Source organism: Bradyrhizobium oropedii (assembly GCF_020889685.1).
In the GTDB taxonomy this organism is placed as follows: domain Bacteria; phylum Pseudomonadota; class Alphaproteobacteria; order Rhizobiales; family Xanthobacteraceae; genus Bradyrhizobium; species Bradyrhizobium oropedii.
On sequence record NZ_JACMYO010000007.1, the window covers coordinates 53,729 to 66,499 of the forward strand.

General features: G+C 61.5%; 20 protein-coding genes. 13 read left to right on the top strand and 7 right to left on the bottom strand.

Annotated features, from left to right (window positions below; translation table 11 throughout):
* The first annotated feature begins 115 nt into the window (after positions 1 to 115).
* A complete protein-coding gene (locus H8A95_RS03875; protein ID WP_229181945.1) occupies positions 116 to 751 on the top strand; it encodes a pyridoxamine 5'-phosphate oxidase family protein in 636 nt (211 codons plus the stop codon).
* Here H8A95_RS03875 and H8A95_RS03880 read toward each other — a convergent pair.
* Positions 748 to 1,476 carry a glutathione S-transferase family protein gene (locus H8A95_RS03880; protein ID WP_229181947.1) on the bottom strand — a complete coding sequence of 243 codons (729 nt, stop codon included), beginning with the start codon at positions 1,474 to 1,476 and terminating at the stop codon, positions 748 to 750. The two genes, H8A95_RS03875 and H8A95_RS03880, sit on opposite strands and share 4 nt — an antisense overlap.
* Before the next feature lie 64 nt (positions 1,477 to 1,540).
* Positions 1,541 to 1,774 carry a hypothetical protein gene (locus H8A95_RS03885; RefSeq protein ID WP_229181948.1) on the bottom strand — a complete coding sequence of 78 codons (234 nt, stop codon included), beginning with the start codon at positions 1,772 to 1,774 and terminating at the stop codon, positions 1,541 to 1,543.
* 158 nt (positions 1,775 to 1,932) lie between these two features.
* Between H8A95_RS03885 and H8A95_RS03890 the strand changes: the two genes are divergently transcribed.
* On the top strand, positions 1,933 to 2,631 hold the full coding sequence (locus tag H8A95_RS03890) for a helix-turn-helix transcriptional regulator (RefSeq protein WP_163160610.1): 699 nt from the start codon (positions 1,933 to 1,935) through the stop codon (positions 2,629 to 2,631).
* The gene (locus H8A95_RS03895; protein ID WP_229181950.1) at positions 2,631 to 2,966 is read left to right on the top strand and encodes a YkgJ family cysteine cluster protein; all 336 of its coding nucleotides are present in this window, start codon (positions 2,631 to 2,633) and stop codon (positions 2,964 to 2,966) included. Before H8A95_RS03890 ends, H8A95_RS03895 begins: the two co-directional genes overlap by 1 nt.
* Positions 2,967 to 2,979: 13 nt before the next feature.
* On the opposite strand, the gene H8A95_RS03900 is transcribed toward H8A95_RS03895, so the two are convergent.
* Positions 2,980 to 3,387 carry a hypothetical protein gene (locus H8A95_RS03900; protein WP_163160612.1) on the bottom strand — a complete coding sequence of 136 codons (408 nt, stop codon included), beginning with the start codon at positions 3,385 to 3,387 and terminating at the stop codon, positions 2,980 to 2,982.
* A 169-nt stretch (positions 3,388 to 3,556) separates the two neighbouring features.
* On the bottom strand, positions 3,557 to 3,910 hold the full coding sequence (locus H8A95_RS03905) for a DUF3307 domain-containing protein (RefSeq protein ID WP_163160613.1): 354 nt from the start codon (positions 3,908 to 3,910) through the stop codon (positions 3,557 to 3,559).
* A 428-nt stretch (positions 3,911 to 4,338) separates the two neighbouring features.
* On the opposite strand from H8A95_RS03905, the gene H8A95_RS03910 reads away from it, so the two are divergent.
* The 8 genes from H8A95_RS03910 to H8A95_RS03950 all read left to right on the top strand — a co-directional run bounded on the left by H8A95_RS03910 (position 4,339) and on the right by H8A95_RS03950 (position 9,767).
* Entirely contained in the window at positions 4,339 to 5,739 is a 1,401-nt protein-coding gene (locus H8A95_RS03910) for a TAXI family TRAP transporter solute-binding subunit (protein ID WP_229181952.1), read from the top strand.
* A gap of 487 nt (positions 5,740 to 6,226) precedes the next feature.
* Positions 6,227 to 6,910, top strand: a complete 684-nt coding sequence (locus tag H8A95_RS03915) for a Crp/Fnr family transcriptional regulator (RefSeq protein ID WP_229181954.1) — start codon at positions 6,227 to 6,229, stop codon at positions 6,908 to 6,910.
* A gap of 343 nt (positions 6,911 to 7,253) precedes the next feature.
* Positions 7,254 to 7,454: a hypothetical protein gene (locus tag H8A95_RS03925; protein WP_229181958.1), complete on the top strand. Its 201-nt coding sequence runs from the start codon at positions 7,254 to 7,256 to the stop codon at positions 7,452 to 7,454.
* 31 nt (positions 7,455 to 7,485) lie between these two features.
* On the top strand, positions 7,486 to 7,725 hold the full coding sequence (locus H8A95_RS03930) for a DUF6894 family protein (protein ID WP_229181960.1): 240 nt from the start codon (positions 7,486 to 7,488) through the stop codon (positions 7,723 to 7,725).
* Between the two features lie 180 nt (positions 7,726 to 7,905).
* Positions 7,906 to 8,109: a hypothetical protein gene (locus tag H8A95_RS03935; protein WP_229181962.1), complete on the top strand. Its 204-nt coding sequence runs from the start codon at positions 7,906 to 7,908 to the stop codon at positions 8,107 to 8,109.
* A gap of 418 nt (positions 8,110 to 8,527) precedes the next feature.
* Positions 8,528 to 8,818: a hypothetical protein gene (locus H8A95_RS03940; protein ID WP_229181963.1), complete on the top strand. Its 291-nt coding sequence runs from the start codon at positions 8,528 to 8,530 to the stop codon at positions 8,816 to 8,818.
* A 137-nt stretch (positions 8,819 to 8,955) separates the two neighbouring features.
* Positions 8,956 to 9,159 carry a hypothetical protein gene (locus H8A95_RS03945; protein ID WP_229181965.1) on the top strand — a complete coding sequence of 68 codons (204 nt, stop codon included), beginning with the start codon at positions 8,956 to 8,958 and terminating at the stop codon, positions 9,157 to 9,159.
* 404 nt (positions 9,160 to 9,563) lie between these two features.
* Entirely contained in the window at positions 9,564 to 9,767 is a 204-nt protein-coding gene (locus tag H8A95_RS03950) for a hypothetical protein (protein WP_229181966.1), read from the top strand.
* Between the two features lie 852 nt (positions 9,768 to 10,619).
* On the opposite strand, the gene H8A95_RS03955 is transcribed toward H8A95_RS03950, so the two are convergent.
* On the bottom strand, positions 10,620 to 10,820 hold the full coding sequence (locus H8A95_RS03955) for a hypothetical protein (RefSeq protein ID WP_229181968.1): 201 nt from the start codon (positions 10,818 to 10,820) through the stop codon (positions 10,620 to 10,622).
* Between the two features lie 227 nt (positions 10,821 to 11,047).
* On the opposite strand from H8A95_RS03955, the gene H8A95_RS03960 reads away from it, so the two are divergent.
* Entirely contained in the window at positions 11,048 to 11,281 is a 234-nt protein-coding gene (locus H8A95_RS03960) for a hypothetical protein (protein WP_229181969.1), read from the top strand.
* A gap of 293 nt (positions 11,282 to 11,574) precedes the next feature.
* On the opposite strand, the gene H8A95_RS43705 is transcribed toward H8A95_RS03960, so the two are convergent.
* The gene (locus H8A95_RS43705; protein ID WP_420839327.1) at positions 11,575 to 11,760 is read right to left on the bottom strand and encodes a DUF6894 family protein; all 186 of its coding nucleotides are present in this window, start codon (positions 11,758 to 11,760) and stop codon (positions 11,575 to 11,577) included.
* A gap of 237 nt (positions 11,761 to 11,997) precedes the next feature.
* Here H8A95_RS43705 and H8A95_RS03965 point away from each other — a divergent pair, with 237 nt between their 5' ends.
* Positions 11,998 to 12,387, top strand: a complete 390-nt coding sequence (locus H8A95_RS03965; protein WP_229181971.1) for a PRC-barrel domain-containing protein — start codon at positions 11,998 to 12,000, stop codon at positions 12,385 to 12,387.
* 60 nt (positions 12,388 to 12,447) lie between these two features.
* On the opposite strand, the gene H8A95_RS03970 is transcribed toward H8A95_RS03965, so the two are convergent.
* Positions 12,448 to 12,651 (bottom strand): CsbD family protein, encoded by a 204-nt coding sequence (locus H8A95_RS03970; RefSeq protein ID WP_229181973.1) that lies wholly within the window; start codon positions 12,649 to 12,651, stop codon positions 12,448 to 12,450.
* Positions 12,652 to 12,771 lie beyond the last annotated feature (120 nt).

Sequence of the window (12,771 nt, forward strand, 5' to 3'; positions counted from 1 at the left end):
ATCGGCAATAGTGAAGTGTCAATTCACAAGATTGCTTGCGATCCGGAAACACCCATCTTAGGCCGTGGAAAGGACCGTTTGGCGCCGGTCATGGCACCCTTCCAGGGAGGCTCAGATGTCAGACGTTCGCAGCTACGCGAGCGATATCGCATTCAGTCCGGCGGTGAAGGCGATCCAGACCCGCAAGGGCTCGCGCGACACCTATGCCGAGGTCGAGGCGCACCGCGGCTGGCGCACCGAGGTCGATGAGAACCTGGCCGCCTTCCTCGCCAACACCAACAGCTTCTATTTCGCGACCGCCTCGGCCGATGGCCAACCCTACATCCAGCATCGCGGCGGGCCGAAGGGCTTCATCAAGGTGCTCGACAAGGACACCATCGCGTTCGCCGATTACAGCGGCAACCGGCAGTTCATCACGCAGGGCAATCTCTCGGAGAATGCGAAGGCCTATATCTTCGTGATGGATTATGCGCACCGCCAGCGCGTGAAGCTGTGGGGCGAAGCGCGCATCGTCGAAGACGATCCGGCGCTGACACGCGCGCTGATGCCGCAGGGCTATCGCGCGCGGCCCGAGCAGGTGATCCTGTTCAAGATCGCGGCGTGGGACACCAACTGCCCGCAGCACATTCCGCAGAAGTTCGACGCGGCCGACGTGGCAGCAGCGCTGACCTCACGCGACCAGCGCATCGCCGAACTCGAGGCGGAGCTGGCCGCATTGAAGGGCCAGCCCGCTCCCACGGCAACAAGCTAGGCCGCCTGCTGTAGCGGTGCCCAGGCGAACTCCGGATAGTATTGCTGCATCATCCGGCCGACATAGGCGGTGAGATTGTCGAACTTCTCGGTGCGTTCGCGCAGCGGCGAATCGAAGAATGGCGTCAGGATTCCCGCCAAGGCGCCGAACGCGGTGGCATCGGTGCCGCACGGGGCGTTGCCCATCAGATAGGGCTTGTCGCCGAGCTGCACCGACAGCGCAAACAACGAGCGGAGCGCGAGATCGACGTCCTCGTCGGGGCCGTGACGGCCGAGACCGCTGAGCAGATAGTTCTCGGCAACGCGGAACTGGGCATCCTCGCGCATCTTGTCACGCATGTGATCGGGCGCGCCGTCGAAGAAATGCGCAGGCCCCTTGGCGAAATTCGTGTCGTCGACCCAGCGCGCGCCGACCAGCGCCCAGTAGACGTGATGCTCGATCATGCGCTCGAAGGCCCAGGCCTGAGCGCGCGCCTGCAGGCTCAGCGGCGCATCGAAATCGAAGCCGTATTTGCCCTCGATGTGGGCGCGGATGAAGGTCGAATCGGCGATCGTCTCGCCGTCGTCGGCGATGAACGGCAGCTGGCCCTTGGGAGAGGCCGGCGGCATCGCCTTTTCCTTGGTGTAGGCAAGCCCGGCCATCTTGAGCTGGACCTCGGTCTTGGTCACGAAGGGGCTGATTTCAGGCAGACCGAAGCCCGTGCCAAAGCCAAAAAGCGTAATCATATGAAGCTCCCGATCGCCTGTAGTCATGAATTGAAGCTAGCGGCCCCCTGCTGCCAGCATGGTGTCAGCAGTAGTGGCATTCACTGTCGAGCGGGCCGACGGGCGCGAGGCGGCGAACCGCCTCGCGAACGCGCTTGACCAGCCGTGCCCGCCCGTAGGACCAAACCGTGCTGATCGACTGTGCGATCAGCGCGACCAGGGCCCAGCGCAGGTCGCCGGAGGTGGAGTAGACCGTGACCATTTGTTCCAGCGCGAAGCTGTGCGCTTGCCGGAAACCGAGTTCATCAAGATTCGTCATGGACAAATTCCCTTCACTTGAGGTGTTGTCCTGATATAGCCCCCACCTGCTGCCAACATGCTGTCAGCAGCAGTGACAGGGGGCGCGAAAAGGCGACGGGTCGAGACACCACGAGATCCGTCAAGACACTCGTCAAGAGAGCGATCAAGAGAGTTGCAATGAGGCGCGCCGACCGGCTGTTTCAGATCATCCAGGTGCTCCGCCGCACCCGTAAGCCATTGACCGCAGATGCGATCGCGGCCGAGCTCGAGACCTCGAAGCGGACGATCTATCGCGACATCGCAAGCCTGATCGAGCAGCGGGTGCCGATTCGCGGCGAGGCCGGCATGGGCTACATCCTGGAGAAGGGTTTCGACCTGCCGCCCCTGATGCTGACACCCGATGAGATCGAGGCCTGCGTGCTCGGCGCGCAATGGGTGGTCGGTCACGCCGATCCGGCGCTGGCGCGCGCGGCCGAGGACCTGATGGCCAAGATCGCCGAGACCGTGCCCGATCGCCTGCGGCCGTTTGTGCTGGAGCCGGCGAGCCGCGCCCGCTCGGCCTGGAACCGGGAGCCGGACCGCATCGATATGGTCCGGACCCGCAGCCAGATCCACGAGGGCAAGAAGATCACGCTCAATTATCGCGACGAGCATGGCCGCGACTCAGAGCGCACCGTCTGGCCAATCGCGGTCGGCTATCACGAGGCGGTGCGGCTGCTCGCCGCCTGGTGCGAGCTGCGCAGGGATTTCCGCAGCTTCCGCACCGACCGCGTGGTCACGGCGGTCTATCACGACGAGAAATATCCGGAGCGGCGCGACCTGCTCAGGGCACGCTGGCGGCGCAGCCTGGTCTGGGAAGCACCGAAGGACACCTGATGGCCGGCGACGCAATCGACATGGCCGGCGAAAGCCCCTGCCAATCCTGCGGTGCCTGCTGCAGTTATTCGGAGAACTGGCCGCGCTTCACGATCGAGGATGACGCGCAGCTCGATCTGATTCCGGCGCAATTCGTCAATGCGCGACAATCAGGCATGCGCTGCGAGGGCGACCGCTGCTCGGCGCTGTCGGGGAAGATCGGAGAGGCAACCCGCTGCGTGGTCTATGCGGTGCGGCCGGATGTGTGCCGGACCTGCCAGCCGGGCGACGCAGAATGCGCGATGGCGCGGCGCCGCCACGGGCTGCCGCTGATTCCGAGCGCGCAGCCGAACTGAGTGCGCGCCAGGCTTAGGCCGTCACAGTCACCGTCTCGCTGACGTCCTCGTCGTCGAGTTCGTCATCGACGACGGGCGCGAAGGTCGACAACGGTTTGGTCGACAGCGTGATCGGCTTGCGGCCGCCATGCGACACGGTCGCGACGCGGGCCGGCTCACGCGACAGCGCGTAGAGCGTCGACCCGACACGGCCGCCGAAATTCACCAGCTCCCACTCGCTGCAGCTCGACGCAATCGCCACCGCGAGTGCGTGCAGATGGCTGCGGCGATAGCAGAACAGCGCCAGCCTCGCCCTGTCATCGGGCGCGACATTGGCAACCAGCAGCGAAAGCCCGTTGGGATTGGCGCGGTACATCTGGCCGAGCAGGTCGTCCGCAACTGGGCAGGCATCGTTCTCGAAGGCGTCGCGGCTTGAAAACATTTGCAAATCCCCCTCGATCGGGAAGATGCCGCGCAATCCTCTAACGAAAGGTTAACCACGGCCCCCGGTCGTCCCCGGAGAGGCTTGCCCGTTGCACGCGAATCACATCCGCCCCGCGCAAGCGGGTGGTCGGTTACTCGAAATGAAGGAAGAGCCGTCCGTCAGCCGCTCAGTTCGCGGCCATGTAGATCGACAGCGCGAATCCGGTGAGGTGGTGCAGCGCCTGGTCGACCCCGATCAGGGTCCAGAACCAGGGATGACCGGACTCCAGCGTCACGCCGAAATGCGAGGCGCAGATGCCCTTGCAGCGATCGACGATGATGTGGATCACGAAGTCGATGAAGGCGACGTACCAGAACCGCGGCGCCACCACCAGGATCAGCGCCAGCGCGACCGCGAGATGGATCAGGCAATGCGCGAGCAGCGGCTTGGCCCAGCCGGTCTTCTGGTCCTTGCCGATCGCCATCCAGGCGTTCTGCAGCATGAAGTCGGCGATGATGTGCTTCGCCGTGAGAAGCAACATCCATCCCACCAGGGCACCAACCGACACCGACGATGACATGGCAGGAAACAACAAGCTGACGCCCTTTTACTTCGGTGAATGTGATTGCAAGAAATCCGGGTCAGGCCGTCAGCACAATTCCGCAAAACCAAGCGTGTCTCATTTATGACATCTCCGGCGGCGGAATGCACCTGCGGCTCTCTCGAAAATCACATCTGGGTTGGGGCGTCGATAGTGGCGATGGTCATGTGGCATCGCGGCGCAGACCAACCGAGATTGAGGTTACGGCCGGCGGGCCGGTTTGCATTCCCTCCGGGGAGGTATATCGTCGGCAGCATAGAAAATTTTCTTTCTTTTATAGTCATTTACGGATTCACCGGGCAGCGCGGCGCCGATTGGATTGCGGGCGGCGGGCCGTCCCGGACGGGTGATGAGCCAGGTGATAAGCCATGAGCGCCGAAGCCCCCGCGCCTTCGCCGATGCCGCCACGGCCACGCCCACCGGTCGCCAAGAGCAACCGTGCGCAGATCATCATCTTCACCCTGCTGACGCTGCTCTTGAGCGCGATCACCGTGGTCGGCGGCCGCCTCTGGCTGCGCGATTCGGAAACGCTGGTGTTCGCGGTCGGCGATGCCAATGGCCCGGAGGCCAGGTTCGCCGCCAAGCTCGCGGCCGTGCTGAAGGCCAATTCGTCGCGGCTGCGGCTGAAGATCGCGCCGAACCCCGACAACGCCAAGGCGCTGGCGCAGTTCGATCGCCGCGACGCGACGCTTGCCATCCTGCGCACCGATGCAAAGGTGCCGCCGCGCGCCCGCGCCGTCGCGATCCTCGAGCATGATGTGGTGCTGGTGCTCAGCCCCGGCGGCAAGAAGATCAAGTCGCTGGCGGAGCTCAAGAAGAAGCGGATCGCGGTGATCGGCGACGGCGAGAACAGCGTGAATTTCGTCCGCGGCGCGCTGGAGATTTCCGACAGCCCGGATGCGGCGCAGCGAGTGCAGCAGGCGCCGCCGAACACGCCGTTCGACAAACTGTTCGCTTCGGGTTTTGGCGCCGTGGTTGCGATCGAGCATGCCTCGAAGATCGTCAAGGACAAGGCCTACGAGCAATATGCCAAGCGCTCCGGCGGCTTCACTTTGAATGCGATCGACGCGGCCAAGGCGCTGGCGCGCAAATACCCGGCAATATCGGAGGAAACCGTCTCGACCGGCATGCTGTCATCCGCGCCGGCGATTCCCGACGACGAGGTCGACACCATCGGGCTGGAATGGCTGCTGGTGGCGCAATCCTCGATGTCCACGACGACGGCCGCCGAGCTCGCGCGCATCGTCTACGAGAACAAGTCCGAGCTCGTGCTCGACGACGGCTTCGCCTCCAAGATCGAGCCCGCGGCGACCGACAAGGACGCCTTCATCGTCGCGCATCAGGGCGCGGCCGAATACATCAACGACGACACCAAGTCGTTCATGGATCGCTACAGCGACGTGATGTATCTCGCCGCGGCCGCGCTCAGCATCATCGGCTCGATCTTCGCCGCGATTTACACCAAGATCACCCGCGTCGCGCCGGAGAAGGCCAGCGAACTGGCGGGCCGGATCCTCGACATCGGCGAGCGCGTCGCGCATACCACCTGCGCCGACGACCTCGACGCATTGCAGGACGAGCTCGAGGCGATCCTGCGCGGCGCGGTGATCGGCCTGCGCGACGGCACTGTTTCCGGCGACGGGATGGACACATTCAAGCTCGGCTACGAGCTGGTCCGCGACGAGATCGCGCTGCGCCGCGATCACCTCAAGCGCCACCCGCCGGCAGCGGACGAGAATCTCGTGGTGGTGAAGACCGCGAACGGGTGAGGCTTGCCGTTGGTTGCGCCACATACACAACTGTCGTCCCTGCGAAAGCAGGGACCCATACGCCGCGGCGGATGTTGTGAACGGGAATCGTCGTTCCGGCGTCGTTCAACGATAACTATTTGTGGTTATGGGTCCTTGCTTTCGCAGGGACGGCACCGAATGTGTGGCACGGCCAGTGAGCCATACGTTCGCATTCTCGCGACATGATTCGCCCGAGCTTTGCATCTCGACCGCCCTCCTCACACAGAGGGCGCAGGGAAAGGCGGGTGCCGATCGCACCCATGGAGCTCCGCTCGGCGCCGGCCAGATTCAAAAAGCACGCTGCCCCTGCGCAACGATGGTCATGGCGGATGTCTTACAATAGGAACCATTGGAACGGATCGGTCCGGCCTGATTTGATTCTCCATATCCTATTCCGTGGGACGCCTTCGGAGCGTTGCCTACCCACTGCGGACCTGCCCGACCGATCGGGCGAAAGGTGCGCAGCATGGACAATCCGCTTCGCAACGAACTCCTGGCACTTCTCCCTCCTCGGGACTTGCAATCGATGACCGCGAAGTTGCATGTCGTGGAGTTCGCTCAGGGCAAAGTCATCCAGAACGAGCACGAGGAAGTCAGGGACACTTACTTCCCGCTATCGGGCATGCTCTCGCTCCTGGTTGTCCTGAGTGACGGGCGGATGGCTGAGACCTCCGTCGTCGGGAGGGAAGGCTTGATCGGTGCCCGCGCCGGCCTTGGCTCACAAATGTCGCTGGTCCGGGTCGTCGCGCAGTTGCCCGTGCGAGCCTTGAGGATTTCGATGAAAGACTTCCGGGAGGTCCTGGCAAGCAGTGCCGTGCTGGCGGAATTATGCCTCAAGAATGCTGACGTATTGCTCGATCAGGCCCGGATCACTGCCGCCTGCAACTCGCTTCACCTCGTCGAGGAGCGCTTCTGTCGCTGGTTGCTCCATACTGCTGACCGGGCAGAGAGCGACCAATTCGATCTCAAACAGGAATTGCTCTCCCAGATGCTCGGGGTGCGCCGCACCACGATCACGGATACCGCCAAAACCCTTCAAAAGAAGGGAACGATCACTTATTCGCGCGGGAAAATGCAAATACTCAATCGCCTCGCCCTGCAGCGTCATTCGTGCGAGTGTTACGAGTTGCTGAAGCGAACCAGCTCCTAATTCTTTATCGCTGTCCGCGAAGAATTAAGTCGACAACCCGACATAAGAGGAATCTACTTCCCCCATCACTGCCCCGCCATCGGCATCTATCAGTGATGAGAACGCCAGTTGCGCTCCCGCCCGGCAAGGGGAGTTGCGCCATGACAGAGCGGCGTCGTTTCAAGCAAATACTAACTCTTCAAGAGCGGCTGACCTCCTACGCACAGGAAGCGCGCGAGGATGCTGCCCTCTTGCCCCCTTGCGCCGAGAAAGAGGACCTGCTCCGCAGGGCGCGGCAGGCCGATACGGCATCGCATCTGGACGAGTGGATCTCCTCGCCCGGACTGCAGCCGCCGAGATAGTCATGTACGAGAAAAGACCTGCCAACTTCGCGGTTTCGGGCGCCGGCCTTTCCTCAACATCTGTCATCGTTCTCGATCTGACAGACGAGGAAACTGCACTCGACATCGGTCGACGGATTGCCGCGCTAACCGGACGCACGCTGACAGTCAGGAATGAGGAGGGACTGCCTCTCGCAACCTTCGAGGGCGCGAGAAAAAATTAGGAACCTCCTTTGGTTCCGCACATTTCTCATTATGCCACGATTTTATTTCGACTTCCTCGACGATGGCGGGACCTCGGTCGATGAGACCGGCGCGGAATTTCCGAGCCGGGAAGCAGCGAAGCGAGAGGCGTTGGAAACGCTTGGGGTGATTGCTCGCGATCTCGGTCATCGGCACTTGCAAGGCCACGTCGCAATCCACGTCCGAGACGACGGCGATCCGCCGTTTCTCGAAGTTGCGGTTACGTTGGAAGTCAAACCTGTCAGCAAATAAGGCGCGACACCTGGATACGCGCCGCCATCGATCTCACGGACTTGTGAGTCCGGTTTCCGACTTATAGCAACCTTTCCTGAACCGAACCGTTTGCACACATCACCGGCCGAGGCGTAGCCCGTAGGCGTCGGTGGCTGAGAGACTGTCGTGCTCCCGCCTGCAAAACAAGGGAGCAGCGCCATGACCAAACGGCGTCGTCGCGTGCCTCAAACCCAATCGTTGGAACTGCGGCTCACCCAAGAGGCATACGATCTGCGTGAGACGGCGAAAGCCCTCCCTCTCGGCCGCGAGCGCGAGTCGCTGCTTCGCAAGGCTCGGCAGGACGAGACAGCCGCCCATCTGACCGAGTGGCTGACTTCGCCCGGCCTGAGGTCACCGAGCTGAGACCCCGCTGGGTTCTGCTTGGAGCAGTGTAGCAGCAGTGAAGAGGGCATCGGCATGCTTTTCTTTTTCTGGCGCCTAGCAGGCCTGCCGACCCTGCCGACTTAGTCCGTACGGTGCGGCCTATCGCGATGCACACGACAGCGGATGACCGGCTACCGGTGCGGCTCGCGCCTTTCCTGGTTTGAATATCCTCAACAAGAAGGCCGCTGACTGTGAGATCAACGGCCTACTGGGTTTCAAACAATACGAAATGAAACAGCTTCGCCCTCCTCCCCAGCGCTCGAAATCATCGGGGAGAATTCATGTTCGGGAAATCACCTATGTGAATCGACGTAGCCTATCCTTGCGGCCGAATGTCCTGACTGCGACCGCGTCGGGGCGCCGGCGTCATTCCGTCGCTTCGAGGCGCAGAAGGAACATGCGTTTTTACCACCAGTTGATTCCCCATCTGGCCGGGAGCGCTACGGTGGTCAAAACGCTGATTTTGGCAAAGGACCTGGAGTTGACTGCCCTGCAGGAAATTCGAGCCTTTCCCGGCGCTAAATATGTGGTCTCGGTTCATCTCGAACATGCCGGCGTCACATGGACGCTCGTCGTAAGCGCGAGGGAAGGTGCCGATCTCGATCGTATCCATTATGCCGTGCGGACGACTGAAGAGCGCCTGAAACATCGATACAAGCTGCGACATGATCCGGGGCCTTCGCAATAGATCCTCTTGGAACGAACCGCACCCCGCAGAGTCGAATCAAAACCTCCCGGCTCCTCAGCACGAAGCACCTCCGGAGGAATGCCCGGTGCTGCGGCGTACCTCGCGGCGCCGAGCAGCCTTTCGGAAGGCGCCGACCGATGACGAGTTTGAAAATGCCAGTCGACGAGATCGAGTATCAAGGGCATCGACTAGTCATCGTCGAACAACGAGGCGGCGGCTATTTGGTTGAAATCACACCCCTTGCCGGCGGCCCAACGATTAGAACGCAGACCTTCCAAAGCACTCAAGAGGCGATCGCCAGGGCCAAGGCGACTGTGGCGAAACATCCCGGCAAGCGATGAGCATCCCGACCCGGCGCGGTGGCATGAGGCGGCCTTACTGTTTCCATGGCGGGCCGTCCTCCTGCTCCAGGGCTTCGGCCAGCTTCAGCCAATCGGCGGCGAGGTCCAACCATGTTGCTGCATCGAATTCGCTCCGTGCCTTATCCGCACCGTGCCTTGTCCGCATTCGTGCGGCACCGCTCCGTTCTCTCGCGGCATTCATCCGCCAGGGTCGATCCACGCATCTGAAAGAAAGGGCTGTTCGCCAAACTCGCAGCGCGTCACCGCGCGCTGGCCGATGAGGTCGAGCGGGCACTGGGCGCCGCCGCCAAGCCCGATTCGCAATCCCAGGAACCCGGCCGATCCCGCGGCGTTATGACTCCCGTTTTTAGGTCAGTCATTTTGCGTTGTGGGAAAGAGCAGAGATGAAGCAGCAACGACGGCGCGTTAAGCAGGTTTTGTCCCTTGAAGAGAGATTGAATCTCGAAGCGCAACAGCTGAGGCAGCGCGCCAACGAGCTGCCTCCGGGGATCGAGAAAGAGGCTGTATTGGAGCAAGCCCGGCAACACGATGCCGCTGCTCACATGACTGCATGGCTGGCTTCTCCCGGGCTCTCGCTACCCGAATAGCCCCGCGCTGCGAATTCTTCCGGCGTGCGCCGGCGCCCGAGCGGGCACTCGGCCACGTAACGGAGTGACCCCGCCTGACTAGCACTGGTGGTCTGCCCCGCAGGCTAAGCCGACGACAATCTGACCAAAGCCGCGTTGCGGTTTCGTAACGGCGCGTTCGCGGCTCCGACATTGCGAACCTTGAGTACCGCTTTTGGAATAGCAACTTTGCCGAGTCTCGGCCGTATCCCTTGTGCTGGAGGATTGCAGTTTCCAGTTTGAGTGCCAACGTCGCCAGGCATTATTCAGCCTGGCCGCGTTGTGCGCTTGAACTTCCAACTTCCGATGTGCATGTCCGATCATCAAGAGATCGCACGATTCCGCGCACAGGCCGAAGAGTACCGGCTGCAAGCGGAACGCGCCGTTAGTCCCCTCGACAAGGAAGCATGGCTCCGCGCCGCTGCCGAATGGAGCAAACTGGCGCAGGAAGCCGAACAGCGCGGACGGTGTGGCCGCCTTATGTGGCGGCTTCACTCGGTTAACGATCCATGCTGTGTCTCCCTCAAGCGCGCACGCAAAAGAAACGGCTCGGCGCGAGCGGGCACGCCAGGCCAAGTTTTCCATCAATGGAGTGGCTGTTAAAAAGGCGCCTCGGACATGACGACGACCAGCGCCGCGGTGAACAATAACAGCAGCGACGTGACGAGAAGCACGAGGTCGATACGATCCAACTCGTTCTCCTGGCGACGCCGGGTCTGAGCAGCGAACGCTGAGCAGCGAACGCTTCGGACAACATCTACCGCCCGGCCAGCAACTCGAAGCCGTCTTTCCTGACTTTCTTTTTCTGCGCGGCCTTTTTCTCGACCCGCCGCGTCATCTCGGGCCAACAATTGACGCGGCCTGGCTTGCCTCGTCTCTCGCGAGGGCGGCCAGCCTGTCCAGCTGGCTGGCTAGACCCTTAAAGCTTCTGGCGATGTTCTTCAGAACAAATTCTCGATCCTTGGAAATGCCGCCCGCTTGAGAAAGGCTTCTGTACTGCCCTGCGAATTGATCGCACTGCGCAGCAGTCATCATCGAATCCTCCCACGAACAACACCCGCTTAACTTCGCAAACGACCGGACCGTTCCTATCGGACGTTTCCTGGCGGTGGCCGCCCCTTCGGCGATCCTCCAGGGAAGCGGCTCAAGGCCGCGACTCCGGTCAAGCTCGAGATGATCCGGCAAGGGTTCGACTCCAGGAACCATTGCCATTTTTTCTCGTTCCACCTTCGCCGTCTCACACGGCTATTGGAGGAGACAACATGAACGTTAAGGCAATTGTTGCGGCATCGATGCTTGCCGCTTTCGTCGCGCCGGCATTTGCAGCGGACGAATTCTACGTCGTGCAGGACGTGAAGACGCAAAAATGCACGATCGTCGACAAGAAGCCGACCGACACGACGACCACCGTCGTCGGTCCGTCAGGCACGATCTACAAGACACGCTCCGAGGCCGAGACCGGCATGAAGAGCGTCAAGGTCTGCAGCTCCAACTAGCAGACGAGGAAGCGATGGCCGTCATCATCCTTTGGATCGTGCCGGCCATCATCGTCGTAGGCGGCGGCATCTACCTGATCGGCCATCTTCATTGACGGCGAGGAGGCGATCTCACGAAGACGTCCGCATGGAAAGGGCCCGGCTTGAAATTGGCGTTTCAAGCCGGGGATTGATCGTAGCCCAACAGGTCTTTGGAGGGGTCTTTGGCTTCACCTTTAGTCGAATACCGAAGGCGCGATCCTTTTTCCGGAGCCATGCTGTAGCTCGCCGCGTGATTCACCCCGACATGATGTTCAGCGCGGCCGCCGAGCTGAGATGACCAACCGGAAAAGCGGCTTGGACAATTCGTCAGTGACTTCCATCTGCCAGTCGTGACCCGGCTTCAGCTTGCCGTCGACGTCCTGCAACATCTTCCCTGCCATGACAGTCGCCTCTTTCCGGGCAGCATGACTGTCGGGACGCTCTTCGCCCGTTCTCATCGCGCTTGTCGGTCAGGTGATGGATGTGAAAAAAATATCGACGCACAGGAGGACGCTGCTTGGCCTTGATTCAGAATGAGAGCCCCGACTTCTCCGGCGCAGCGGGCCTGCCGGTCATCTTCGACTTGCAACGCACTTCATAGGTCCTGACCGCCAGCGATGCACGTCTCGCATCCGCGCGGCCGAGGAACTTCTCCACACGCGTGAGGTTACAATTTCTCATATGGAGGAGACACAATGATTAAGCTCATTGCAGGATGTATCGTTGCGGCGGGAGTGATGACTGCGGCGCATGCCGCAGATACGATGTCGGCCGCTCCAGCCGAGAGTTGGACCGTGACCAACTATTACAAGCAGTCGGTGTACGATCCGAAGGAAAACAAGATCGGCGACATCGATGATGTTCTGGTCGACAAGTCCGGCAAGGTCAACGGCCTGGTGATCGGTGTCGGCGGCTTCCTCGGGGCGGGAGAGAAGGATGTCATCGTTCCGTTCAACGCCGTGAAGACGGCGAAGAAGGATAACAAATGGTGGCTGACCCTGAACGAGACCAAGGACGGTCTGAAGTCGGCGCCAGGCTTCAAGTATGACAAGGCGAGCACGACCTGGGTCCCGGAAGCCAAGTAGTCCGTCCGGCGCAGATCAGTCTCACCAGAAGAAAGCCCCGCGCGTGCGGGGCTTTTGCTTTCACCACTTCTGGCGGCCGTACCAGTCGTCGATCTCCTTCTGGGCTCGGTCCTTGGCGTAGCCATATCGCTGCTGGAGACGGCCTTCGAGCTGGTCCTGCTTGCCGGCGATGACGTCGAGGTCATCATCGGTCAGCTTGCCCCATTGCTCCTTCACCTTCCCCTTCATCTGCTTCCAGTTTCCTTCAACCCGATTCCAATCCATCGTGGATCTCCATCATTGAGAGACCGGTCAACCAGAGCAGGAAGACTTCGTTCCTGAGCCGCCTTGCGACAGATCAGCCACGTGCCTGGCCGCCTTCGACCGCGCAATCGCGATCGTTCG

Excerpts from the sequence above, each read along its gene's own strand:
- H8A95_RS03875 (WP_229181945.1), top strand. The coding sequence starts at position 116 with ATGTCAGACGTTCGCAGCTACGCGAGCGATATCGCATTCAGTCCGGCG.
- H8A95_RS03895 (WP_229181950.1), top strand. The coding sequence starts at position 2,631 with ATGGCCGGCGACGCAATCGACATGGCCGGCGAAAGCCCCTGCCAATCC.
- H8A95_RS03960 (WP_229181969.1), top strand. The coding sequence starts at position 11,048 with ATGAACGTTAAGGCAATTGTTGCGGCATCGATGCTTGCCGCTTTCGTC.
- H8A95_RS03910 (WP_229181952.1), top strand. The coding sequence starts at position 4,339 with ATGAGCGCCGAAGCCCCCGCGCCTTCGCCGATGCCGCCACGGCCACGC.
- H8A95_RS03905 (WP_163160613.1), bottom strand. The coding sequence starts at position 3,910 with ATGTTGCTTCTCACGGCGAAGCACATCATCGCCGACTTCATGCTGCAG.
- H8A95_RS43705 (WP_420839327.1), bottom strand. The coding sequence starts at position 11,760 with ATGAGAACGGGCGAAGAGCGTCCCGACAGTCATGCTGCCCGGAAAGAG.
- H8A95_RS03950 (WP_229181966.1), top strand. The coding sequence starts at position 9,564 with ATGAAGCAGCAACGACGGCGCGTTAAGCAGGTTTTGTCCCTTGAAGAG.
- H8A95_RS03970 (WP_229181973.1), bottom strand. The coding sequence starts at position 12,651 with ATGGATTGGAATCGGGTTGAAGGAAACTGGAAGCAGATGAAGGGGAAG.
- H8A95_RS03945 (WP_229181965.1), top strand. The coding sequence starts at position 8,956 with ATGACGAGTTTGAAAATGCCAGTCGACGAGATCGAGTATCAAGGGCAT.
- H8A95_RS03900 (WP_163160612.1), bottom strand. The coding sequence starts at position 3,387 with ATGTTTTCAAGCCGCGACGCCTTCGAGAACGATGCCTGCCCAGTTGCG.
- H8A95_RS03930 (WP_229181960.1), top strand. The coding sequence starts at position 7,486 with ATGCCACGATTTTATTTCGACTTCCTCGACGATGGCGGGACCTCGGTC.
- H8A95_RS03880 (WP_229181947.1), bottom strand. The coding sequence starts at position 1,476 with ATGATTACGCTTTTTGGCTTTGGCACGGGCTTCGGTCTGCCTGAAATC.
- H8A95_RS03915 (WP_229181954.1), top strand. The coding sequence starts at position 6,227 with ATGGACAATCCGCTTCGCAACGAACTCCTGGCACTTCTCCCTCCTCGG.
- H8A95_RS03940 (WP_229181963.1), top strand. The coding sequence starts at position 8,528 with ATGCGTTTTTACCACCAGTTGATTCCCCATCTGGCCGGGAGCGCTACG.
- H8A95_RS03890 (WP_163160610.1), top strand. The coding sequence starts at position 1,933 with ATGAGGCGCGCCGACCGGCTGTTTCAGATCATCCAGGTGCTCCGCCGC.
- H8A95_RS03955 (WP_229181968.1), bottom strand. The coding sequence starts at position 10,820 with ATGATGACTGCTGCGCAGTGCGATCAATTCGCAGGGCAGTACAGAAGC.
- H8A95_RS03965 (WP_229181971.1), top strand. The coding sequence starts at position 11,998 with ATGATTAAGCTCATTGCAGGATGTATCGTTGCGGCGGGAGTGATGACT.
- H8A95_RS03925 (WP_229181958.1), top strand. The coding sequence starts at position 7,254 with ATGTACGAGAAAAGACCTGCCAACTTCGCGGTTTCGGGCGCCGGCCTT.
- H8A95_RS03885 (WP_229181948.1), bottom strand. The coding sequence starts at position 1,774 with ATGACGAATCTTGATGAACTCGGTTTCCGGCAAGCGCACAGCTTCGCG.
- H8A95_RS03935 (WP_229181962.1), top strand. The coding sequence starts at position 7,906 with ATGACCAAACGGCGTCGTCGCGTGCCTCAAACCCAATCGTTGGAACTG.